The 10,980-nt window shown below is 41.3% G+C and carries 5 protein-coding genes and 1 pseudogene; 4 read left to right on the forward strand and 2 right to left on the reverse strand.

What is annotated here, in order from left to right:
* Positions 1 to 26 precede the first annotated feature (26 nt).
* Positions 27 to 1,658 carry a LytR/AlgR family response regulator transcription factor gene (locus tag CEX98_RS18680; protein ID WP_099643516.1) on the reverse strand — a complete coding sequence of 544 codons (1,632 nt, stop codon included), beginning with the start codon at positions 1,656 to 1,658 and terminating at the stop codon, positions 27 to 29.
* 75 nt (positions 1,659 to 1,733) lie between these two features.
* On the opposite strand from CEX98_RS18680, the gene CEX98_RS18685 reads away from it, so the two are divergent.
* The gene (locus tag CEX98_RS18685) at positions 1,734 to 3,410 is read left to right on the forward strand and encodes a serine hydrolase domain-containing protein (protein WP_099643517.1); all 1,677 of its coding nucleotides are present in this window, start codon (positions 1,734 to 1,736) and stop codon (positions 3,408 to 3,410) included.
* Between the two features lie 111 nt (positions 3,411 to 3,521).
* Here CEX98_RS18685 and CEX98_RS18690 read toward each other — a convergent pair.
* Positions 3,522 to 4,311, reverse strand: a pseudogene (locus CEX98_RS18690) (transposase); the annotation flags it as partial.
* Positions 4,312 to 4,872: 561 nt separating this feature from the next.
* On the opposite strand from CEX98_RS18690, the gene CEX98_RS18695 reads away from it, so the two are divergent.
* From CEX98_RS18695 to CEX98_RS18705, 3 genes are all read left to right on the forward strand, one after another.
* The gene (locus CEX98_RS18695; protein WP_242441756.1) at positions 4,873 to 5,961 is read left to right on the forward strand and encodes a hypothetical protein; all 1,089 of its coding nucleotides are present in this window, start codon (positions 4,873 to 4,875) and stop codon (positions 5,959 to 5,961) included.
* Positions 5,962 to 6,711: 750 nt separating this feature from the next.
* Positions 6,712 to 7,323, forward strand: coding sequence for a hypothetical protein (locus CEX98_RS18700; RefSeq protein ID WP_099643519.1), 612 nt, complete (start codon positions 6,712 to 6,714; stop codon positions 7,321 to 7,323).
* Between the two features lie 133 nt (positions 7,324 to 7,456).
* A partial coding sequence (locus CEX98_RS18705) for a non-ribosomal peptide synthetase (RefSeq protein ID WP_143484359.1) occupies positions 7,457 to 10,980 on the forward strand: 3,524 nt, incomplete at its 3' end.

Raw genomic sequence — 10,980 nt, forward strand, 5'->3', positions numbered from 1 at the left:
TAATAGTGTCTAATTTGGATAACCGTCTAACCTAATGCGTCGCGGACTTTGGGCATGATCCTGCGACTAACTGGGACTTCGTCACCTGTCGATAAATGTAAAATGCCGGTTCCTGATGCGCTTCTGGATAATGATGTTATGAACTGAGTATTCACTATGTACGAGCGATGAACCCGTAAAAAAGTGGTTGGAAGTGTACTTTCAAGCTCAGACAAGCTGTTGTGGTGCAATACACTTCCCCTATTATTAATAACCAGCTCAACATAATCTCTTGCCCCTTTACAAAAACAAATCTCTTCGCAAGATATAAAGTCTGTTTTTCCAGCATGGCTGATTTTTATTTTAGTTGGTTGCTCCCGTTCTTTCTGTTCATCCAATATGCGCTGTAATCGATCTGCCCGATCTTGCTCAAACCGCTTTTTTTCCTGCTCTTTCTTATAATCGATAGCATGTTGAGCAAAAAAGAAGGCGAAAAGCAAAGCAATGCAATAGTAGTAGTAAATATCCAAAAATTGGTTTGGGCTACTAGCAGTCAATAAAACAAATGCAAACAGTGCGATGCTATGTGGCAGCGCGTTGCGGGCTTTCTTTATCGCAGCATACCCGGTAATTAATGTGCCTATTCCCATAGGGAGCAGTAATGATGCAAGCGTTTTTGATTCCAAGTGATCCAGTAACAAGACAAGTATGAGGGTCGTTACACAACCAACGGTTAAGGCTGTCTTTCCCCTTTGTGTTAAAAAGCGTTTACATACATAACTCAATAAAAAGAATGAAACTATTAAGCTTGAGCAAAGAATAGTTAGCATCCTGATCCCATTGTATGGGTAACTGTAATCAAACAACCCGCGTGATACTTCAGCAATTAACTGGATAACTGCGAAAAGTGATGCAAAAGGGATGAATAGGTTGTGTTTGGTATTATTACTTTGGAAGGCTAATACAGTTGAGTAGATAAAACCGAGAATTAAAATACCAAACGGGATAAACACGGGTAGGTAGTGGTTTGCAAGGTAGTCCTTAGGCGTTTGATAATCGGTGATAAGCAACCTTTGTATAGGCGGATCAATTTGTAATAGCCTGTTATGTGAAGATAACTCGATGACTAAAGCATTGTGTTGGTTTATAAGGAGGCTGTCAGGTAAATAGAAACTCTTATCTATGCGGCCGGCAACTTCATTTTTTGCTTCCTCAGCTGGCGAGCCATTGCGGCCGATTTTTACTCCATTAAGATAAACCGTCGTAGATGCTTCGGCTGACAGAACCAGTCCAAGAGGGCGCTCCCTAGGTTGCCCTGCGTTTGCCACGTCGAAATGAACTTGTATCCAAACTAATGATTGCTTTGGGTTGACCTGATTGATTGACACTGCTCTACAGTTTTCGACTTTTATCAGTCTTCCCTGTGTATTTTTAGATACATCCTGACAGACAGATACTGATGAGATATGAACGGGAGAGGTTGAGGTGGCGTTTACCATTATTGAATAAAATAGACTTATCACCACACAAAAACGTAAAACGTGGCCTGCACAAATTGAACTATGTCTGGAAAAAAGACAGGTGACACCCTGAAAAAAACCTACCGTTAGCATAAAAAAACCGACCGTTAGCATAAAAAAGCGAGCAAAAAGGAATTTCGTAGATATATTCAAACCCATATTCTATATAACTTTCAGACACATGACAGCACAACCACTGCGGTCTGCACATTTATTAAAAGGAAAAGCAGTTTTATGAAGCTTTTAAGGTGTTTATTTTTATTGTTTGCTTTGTTTTCAGTTGCGGCATCAGCAAAACAACCTGTTAATTTTGCGAACGTGGACTTTGAAGCATTACTCAAGCAGCACAATTTGCCCGGGCTAAGTGTTGCGGTAGTGGAAAATTACGAAGTGGCATTTATCGGCTCATATGGAAAAAAGGAACGTGGTGCTGGAGAGTATATAAATCAGAATACCGCTTTTGGCGCAGCTTCTATTTCAAAAGTGATAACTGCCATCATTGCAACTCAATTATCGGAACAAAACAGACTGAATTTAGATGTGCCTGTAAACAATTACCTGCGGAGGTGGAAACTCCCTGAAAACAAATATACAACTCAACAACCCGTTACGTTGCGCCACTTGCTCAGTCATAGCGGTGGGGTGAATCAAAGCGGATATTCTGCTTATTTTACGGGAGATGACATACCTACTCTGGTTGAAAGTTTAAACGGTAAAAAGTTAAAGAAGCCTGCGGACCCTATTACTATTCAATCCTCTCCTGGAAGCCGCTTTAGTTATAGTGGAGGCGGTTTTGTTATTGCGCAGATGGTTATTGAGGATGTGGTAGGGCAACCCATAGCTCAGATAGCTCAGAATATGCTTTTTAAGCCAATTGGAATGACCAATAGCACCTTGCAGCAATACGGTAGTCCAAATTTCCCAAAGAATGTGGCTAAAGCGCACAATTTTGACGGTACGCTTGCCGGTGGGACTGGGCTTCCTATCTATCCGCAAGTAGCTGCTGCGGGGATGTGGACGACTCCGACAGATATGGCAAAACTGATAATTGATTTTCAACGTGCTTTACGGCACCAGTCTGGAACAGTAATTTCACCAAGAGTTGCAAGAGAAACAACTAAAATTCAGACACTAAAAAAGGCAGGTGGATGGGGATTAGGTTGGATGAGGTATATGGCTGACGGAAACCTCGAGTGGTTTTCTCATTCAGGCTACGGAGCGGGGTTTGGCGGACAAGTGATGGCGACAATGGAGGGAGGGAAAGCAATTATCATTTTTGGCAACGGAGCACACAAAAGCCGTATCCCTGTTATTAATGCCGTAATTAGCTCCATAATTAGTGAGCGCAACTGGGGACGAGCAATCAATGGCTCTAAAATGGCGTCAAATAAATCTCGGCATGCGGATATGGTGGGGCATTATTACAATATCAATAGAGGCTTTTTTTCGCCGTTTAATGAAATAGTTACCGTCTTTGTAAAAAATGGGAGGTTACTTTTAGATAACTCATTTGGTACTAGAATGCCATACGAGCTCTTACCAACAGAGAATGGCCGTTATCGAATAGATCAGTTTGTTAGTGCCGAGATTGGCTTGTACAAAGGTAATCTCGCATTTTTTCACAAAGATGCTGACCAACCTGCAACTGCGCTTACACGCATTACCAAGAACATCCAACCTCCTTTTGTGCATGCTAGGAACAGTGGATATAAAGTAGGCTTAAATGCGTATAAAAGCTGGGTCGCAGCATACCCGAATACGCTATTAACGCGAACAGCGACGTTTGAAAGGCTTGCAACTTATGCCCGAGACGAAGGGCGAAAACAAGAAGCGATAACGTTTTATCAGTTAGGTTTACACTTCCACCCTGATAACGAGACGTTCCAAGCAGGGTTGAGCAAACTGAAGTGAACAAACAAGACACCCACCCACTGTTATTTGCTCACCATGGTTATGGCAGTTTCGACTTAGAATTGCACACAGTTGTTTACTATTCGTATCAAAAGTGCTTTTAAAATAAGGTTTCTGCAGAATAGGTTGAGACTCAAAGATGGCACCGTTTTTGTCGGTGCGAATACATTGGCCGTTAAGCTCAACCAACGCTATGTAAAACTTGAGCTCAAAAGGCTGTCCTTCTGGCATATGTTTTCGGGGACTTCCCGCAAACCGTAATAGGCTTTTTGGTTGCTTCCCTTACCTTGCATGGTCGATGCGCTTTTTGATACTGGTAAAGTCAGAGGTTTCAGGTGTTGGGGCTAATTTAGCTCGAATAGGGTTTAAGTCAACGTATGCCATACAAGCAGCTAATACTGCTTCGTCCAGCAAGAGTTGAGATTTAAACCTTCCTCCCTAGAGCCGGCCTGTACACTCATTCTCTTTATTTGCTCAACGGGTAATATCCTCGTTGAGCACTCGCATAAACCAACTAATATCAGCCAGTCTTTGTCTGTATTTGGTAACATATTCACTGAGTATCAAGTGCTCCGACTCGCTGAGAGGCTCTTCTTAAGGTACCCAATTACCTTTAAACAGCTGGTGCCAACGTATCACAACGGCTTTATCTGACAAGCGCTTGGCCTTTTTATCATCAATCAACGCGCAGAACAACGTGAGTGTGGTTATTCATCACTGCATAGGCACAGACGTCGATACAGAAGACAACTACCAACATCGGGAGCTTTTCTTCAACCCAATCAAGGCAATGTTCATAGGATTTTCCGGTCAATTTATCCTCACCGCATAAAAACGTGCACCTCACGCAACGGGAGATGCAGTGGTAGTATTTGGTGTCGGTTAAGCTGAATATTTCCATGCCAAAACACAGATATAAAGCCCCGCTCAGTATGAAACTATATTGCGAGGCGACATCAATTGTAACTTAGGAATATAGTTTCATTCCAAGTATTAACCCGCAGCCAAAAAAGGCGCGAAGGCGCTTTTTGCTATGCAGTCATTCATGAAGGTTTGAGAAATGATGGGGTTAAAAAGGGTACAATTTGTATATTCTCGACGTGTGTGGGTCTAGTTGTGCAGATGTGCGTATTCTTAGTGGAATCCTTACTCACTGTTTTTGTAAGCTTTTTGTTTCGAATCCCTGATTCCCTGTCAAGCAACCAGGCCATTATCCTATTGTATCGCAGCGTGTATTTACTGTATTATTGCTTAAAGGCAAGTGGTTCAACCTATTAAAGGGATATCTTTCGAAGCAGTGTTTAAGTATAAGCTAACTCATCTGCCATGAATCGTTTTGGTGCCTAGCAATAAGCATAATAATATAGTAATTTGGCTTATTGTTTAGAGATAGATGAGTGTCGTAAGCACTTGTCTTGTAAATGGAATCAGTTGGGTTATATGATTTAATACAAGGTAAATAATGGATAAACTTGAACAGACTATACTGGCATCTATTGCTTCAAATGAGCAGGAATCTATCTCGGATTCATGCTACGAGTACAAGTCACTTTTCATTAGTAAGGTAACGCCTGACCATAGTAACCCAAGGTATTTTCCTGCGGTTATCATGAGTGATGAGCACGCCTATCAAGTTGCCACGAAGCAATTGTCTAAGAAGCAACTAATCGAGCGGTATTCTGCTGAAAATAAAGTTGTTATTGGTAAGTCTTGCATTGTAAATTGCTGCGTTGTGGGCTCAACGGAATGGAAAAAGTCCAATCAAACTATCGCTTCAATCATAGAGCTAGGAGAAAATGTTGCGGTTTCGGAAGTAATTCAGGCTCCCACCGTTTTTCCAACAGAGGATGGTAGTTATCAGATATTGACTGGCCACCGTAGATTTTTTGCTATGATCTATGCTCACGGTGTAAACGGTGCTGCGCATTTTAAGGTCTATGATAAAAAGCCTGTGCTGCACAAGATAAAGCAGTTCCAAGAGAACGCCAGTCGGGAAGATTTGCCTCAATATGGCAAACTCCGAGCATTTATGACCGCTATGCACGAAATAGAAGCTCTAAATAAAGCCAGAAAGAGAGTTGGAGGAAAGGCGCTCACTGTAAAAGAGACTGTGAGTGTTTTGGGTATTTCGGGTGGTGCGTTTGATAATTATAATGTGCTGGTTCGATACCCTGCTGTTGTTACTGCTTATGAAGATGGTAACTCTTTGTCTTTTGTAAAAATGAAAAAACTGGTACTTACAGAAGAGAAAAATTATCAGACTGAAAGAGGACTAACAGTATTAACTGGTAGTCATAAAAGAGAAATAAACAGTTTATTGGCAGAAAAATTGAGTGGCAAGGCTGCGATCCCAGCCGGTAATAAGAAACGAAATGAGCTATATACTTTCGAAAAAGTAGAGTCACCTAAAGTTATCAAGAAGCTGCTGTCTTGCAACATCATGTCGTTAGACAGTGGGGTCGACTGGGACTCAATAGACTGGGGTGATACCAATATGGTGAACTCAGCATTGCGAAAGGTAATATCATTCCTTTCTGAGTCAGAATCTTAATTTTTATACTCAGAATAGTAAGTAGTATGTAAGTTAGTGCTTACATACTACATTGCAAGTGTGACTATTCACTTATTACAAGTGGCCACTAATCCAAGCAACTTTGAATTGGATAAGCTAAAACACAACCTGTATGCAATGTTAACAATTACAGGTCAGTTTTTACCTCAAGCTGAGCTCAAAAAGGCGACAGCAAACTTGTTCAAGTGACGCTTCAGGAGTCTATAGGGCAAGGTTTTCATAGCCTTGCTTTTCCGATTTGGCTTATAAATTGAAAAGCCATATCAGTGAAATGAAAATTTGATATGGTCATTGTCAAGCTAGGTTGGTGCTTGTGTTTTTGAAGGTAGACAATAATATTTGTACGCTAAAGGCAGAGGAGATGTTTCCAGCTGGAAATAACTCGGGATAACTATTAGGTTGTGGCGTAAAAATATTAAAGATCTCACGCGTGAGATCTTTAATATTTTTATGGTGTGAATGCTGAGCATATCAAGAGTCTACCCGACTTTATGAAAGTAGACTATCTTTTGCAGTTTAAGGCTTGTTTGTGTCCGCTATACTTAGCTACCCTATGTATGGCCCTTTATACTACAGAAGTGTTCACTTAAGCGTTTGCCGTGAATAGGTAATCCACTGATGTTTATAGGCTCTCTCGCATTTTTTAGCGTGTGAGCAGATTCATAGTGCTGATAAAAATAATCGTCATACTCAATCACAGTAGAGTTATATTAATGGAGATGTCACTCAATGGGGAAATTATCTCTCACCAAAGTGTTGTTGTTTACCCTGTCTTTAGGGGTTCAGGGAAGCACGTTAGCTAAGCAACAAAATTTGCAAGAATCGGATGTAACGTCTGAAATAAAACAGATGTTCGAATTAGATCAAAAAATGATTAATGAAGGACTTACGGATTCTCAAGGTTCAGCACGTAGACGTGAGCGAGTGTTAGAGTTGGTTGCCTCAAACAGGATCGATTCAGCTGAAGGCTTTTTTTACGCTTGTATTATTCTACAGCACACCCCTAAAGCGACAGGTTCTGACAATTACTATGCCAGCACTAGCTATGAAAATCATTTGCTTGCATTCTACTTGTGCAAGCAAGCCTATGAATTGAATTTCGAAGTGGCTGGGTGGTATGCGGGCGCAGCTATGGATCGTTACCTTTTGTCTCAGGGAAAATCACAACGATATGGCACACATTGGCGCTTAAACAAGAAAGGTGACATGTATATTCATGATCCAGTTGATCCTCACTTTTCAGACGCAGAGCGAGCTAAATTAGGTATCGAGCCTTTAGTAGAAATTCAGGCAACAGTGCAAGAAGAAAATAAAAAGCTGAAAAGCGCTGAAGCTAATTGACACTCATTGGGTAACTACAATTTAAGATACGGGCTTCGAACATTTGAACGAAGTTTGCGATGTTTATTTCATCCGTCTTTGGCGTGATGTTTAATGAAGGAATGCTGCGCTTATTCGGCGTAAATAGATAACTATGAAGAATGTACAACTAACCTCTATACAAAAAGGTATTTTAATTGAAGGGCAACTCAACGGAGACGTTGTAAATAATATTGGTGGATATCAGGTCTTTAGTTGCAAGATCGACAAGGCTCTCTACAAGCAAGCTCGAGAATTATTAATTGAATCTATTGATGCACTTACTCTCGTCTTTAACAAAGAAAAAGATAGCCTTGAAGTCAGCAATGGACCGATTGCTCCACTAGAGTTTTTGGATTTTTCAGCTGAAGCCGATGCCAAAAAACACGCATCTAAATGGGTCGAAACACAAATGTCGCTGCCTCTAACAGATGTTAGTCATAGTTTGCTTGAAGATGCTTTGATTAAGATAGAAGATGAAGAGTATTGGTATTATGCGAAAGCGCATCACATCATCATAGATGGGTGGGGGTTTTCTGTAATGATGGCCACGTTCTTAAAAATTTATGAAGCGTTACAGAAGGTTCCACGATCACAGCTACAATTACCACCATCACCGTCTTTTCTCTCTTACACCGAAAAGTATACTGAGTATTTGGAGAGCTCAAGTTATCAAAAGAGCAGACTGTACTGGCTAGAACGTTTCGATCGAATGCCAGATGCGCTATTTATTCCTAAAGAGATTAACTTTGATAGTCATAGCCGACGTAAAACTTCAGTAATCGAAGCTAGCGAGTTTCAGCTTATTCGAGAGTATTGTGCGGAAAAAGAGTGCAATCCAGTCCATTTTTTGCTTTCCGTCTTGTATTTATTCTTTTATCGTACTACGTCAGCAGAGGATATGGTTGTAGCGCTGCCAAGCCATAACAGAAGCACACCTGTAGAGCGTGGAACCGTTGGTGTAATGGTAAACGTAAACCCGATTCGATTAGACTTCACCGATTCTGTGCCTAAATCGTTTCCTGAGTTATTAACTGGGGTGGCAAAGTACCTGAGGAAAGACTATCGACATAATAAATTCCCAATAGCCGACTTAAGAACTATGATGTCTAAAAGAAATGGTAGATCGGTTTCTTTGTTTGATTTTAGTTTTAACTATCAAAAGTTGGACTTTCAACTCAGCCTAAATGGTCAACCTGTAGAAACAAACTTTGTGACTCACGATAGAGAGCAAATCCCTTTGGTATTTACTGTTTGTGAGTATGACAAAGAACAAGATGCTGTCTTTCACCTCGACTATAACCTGAGTTATTTTTCTGAAGCGGAAGGGGCTCTTATTGCTAAGCGTTTTAAACGGTTTTTGAGCAGTATTGTTCATAGTCCCGACGCCGAAATTTCCTCCTATCCACTTCTATTTGACGAAGAGTTAGCGCAACTTGAGCGCTTGAATCAAACCCAAGCTAGCTTACCCGAATGCAGTCGATATACTGAGCTATTTGAGCATTGCGTTACGATAAATAAAGAGAAAACAGCAGCGGCATGTGGTGTCGAAAAGCTCACGTATGATGCACTAAACTGCAAGGCGAATAAGTTAGCTAGGTATTTATCTGAACAGGGAGTGAGTGAAGGTACAATTGTTGGGGTTCATTTACCTCGCTCTTTAGATATGCTTGTAGCGCTTATCGCAATTACTAAAGCTGGTGCATGCTATTTACCGCTTGATGTTACTTATCCCGAAGACAGGCTTAGTTATATGGTGGAAGACTCAGGAGCTGAGTTTATTCTGTATCATCATGATTGTTTTAATACTAAGTTGGCAAATATTACTCGTATCGATTTATCAGATCATGCATTGAACGAAACAATATCGAACAAAGACGGTAGTAATTTATCTAAAACGGTAAAATGTACAAATGCACTTGCTTATGTCATTTATACATCTGGCTCTACCGGCAAGCCGAAGGGCGTTGCTATAACTCATACCAACATGTTGAACTTATTGTGTTCTATGGCGAAACAGCCAGGCGTTGAAGCCAGTGATAAACTATTGGCGGTCACCCCTATCAGCTTTGATATTCACGTGTTTGAACTATATTGTGCTTTGATTCAAGGAGCGCAGCTGGTTGTGGCCACAAGCGAACAAGCTTCGGATGGCGATGCGCTTGTTGATTTGATTGTAAAAGAGAACATAACATTGATGCAGGCAACTCCAGCTTCCTGGAAATTGCTTATCGCGGCCGATTTACCAAAGCTCGACATGTTTAGGGCTGTAATAGGAGGGGAAGCCCTGCCTGCAGAGCTGGTCAAAGATCTTAATAACAAAGGTATCGATGTTTGGAATGTTTATGGTCCGACAGAAACCACAGTTTGGTCGACGGGCGCGTTACTGCATGATGTAGAAAATGGCGTAACAATAGGTAGACCTTTTGCGAATACTAGGCTTTATGTTTTGGATAACAATCAGCAGCTAGTGCCGCCGGGAGTACCTGGAGAACTGTATATTGGCGGGTTGGGGGTCGCACATGGATACTTAAATAGAATTGAGTTAACAGAAGAACGTTTTATCAAGCTTCCCTTTGATAGTGGCAAATTATTTCGTACTGGAGATCTCGTCAAATGGCGCTTAGATGCAGAGGGGCAACCGACTCAACTTGACTATTTGGGTCGTATTGATCATCAAGTTAAGATCCGTGGTTTTAGGGTCGAACTGGGTGAGATAGAGAATTGTCTCATACAGCAATCAGGAATCATTGATGCTGTTTTAATAGCGCATGCGGACAGCTCAGGAAGTCATCGACTCGTTGCCTATGTGATAAATAACGACGAGATAGGTGTGTTTGATACTGCAGCCATACAAGCAAAGTTATCTGAATTGTTACCTGAGTACATGGTGCCTGGAATCATCCTGCAGCTGGATGAATTTCCTCTGACGCCAAGCGGGAAGGTAGATAGGAAAGCACTCCCGGTGCCCACCGAAGAAAACCGCAGCGCGCAGCAATATATAGCTCCAAAAAATCAAACTCAACTTCAGTTATGTGATATATGGCAACAAATACTTGAGATTGAGCAAGTTGGCATCGAAGACGACTTTTTTGTGTTAGGTGGTCATAGCTTGTTGGCCGCACGAGTGGTTAGCTTGATCCGAAAAGAAATGATGTTAGAGATACCACTCAAAGCAGTATTTCAGAATCCCACAATCGTTAAATTGGAGCGCTTTTTAGCCAACGTTTCAAGCTCTGCAACTAAACCAGCGTTAATTAAACGCAGTGCTGTCAACCCACCTGTGTCCTACGCTCAACAAAGGTTATGGTTTATAGATAGATTTGAGGGCGGCTCGAATCAATACAATATGGTAGGTGCCTTTTCTATTGCAGGAGCATTAGACCAAACCGCGTTGATAAAATCATTTAACGCTATCGTTGAACGTCACGAGGTACTTCGTACACGCTTTGTTGATCAGGAAACTGACGTTACATTGCAAGTGGAGCAAAGTGGCAAAGTTGACTTTAGCTTCCTAGATCTTCGCGATTTAGCCCCAGAGCTTCAATTGTCTGCTGTCAACGATAGGATAGAACATGAAGCAGGCCATTGCTTTAATTTAACTGCTGATAGCCTGCTTCGGGTGACGATTATTCAGCA

The sequence above is a fragment of the Pseudoalteromonas piscicida genome, from assembly GCF_002744175.1.
Classification (GTDB): Bacteria; Pseudomonadota; Gammaproteobacteria; order Enterobacterales; family Alteromonadaceae; genus Pseudoalteromonas; species Pseudoalteromonas piscicida_B.

What these genes read in the sequence shown, in the direction of transcription:
- CEX98_RS18685 (WP_099643517.1), top strand. Translation starts at nt 1,734, where the DNA reads ATGAAGCTTTTAAGGTGTTTATTTTTATTGTTTGCTTTGTTTTCAGTT.
- CEX98_RS18700 (WP_099643519.1), top strand. Translation starts at nt 6,712, where the DNA reads ATGGGGAAATTATCTCTCACCAAAGTGTTGTTGTTTACCCTGTCTTTA.
- CEX98_RS18680 (WP_099643516.1), bottom strand. Translation starts at nt 1,658, where the DNA reads ATGGGTTTGAATATATCTACGAAATTCCTTTTTGCTCGCTTTTTTATG.
- CEX98_RS18695 (WP_242441756.1), top strand. Translation starts at nt 4,873, where the DNA reads ATGGATAAACTTGAACAGACTATACTGGCATCTATTGCTTCAAATGAG.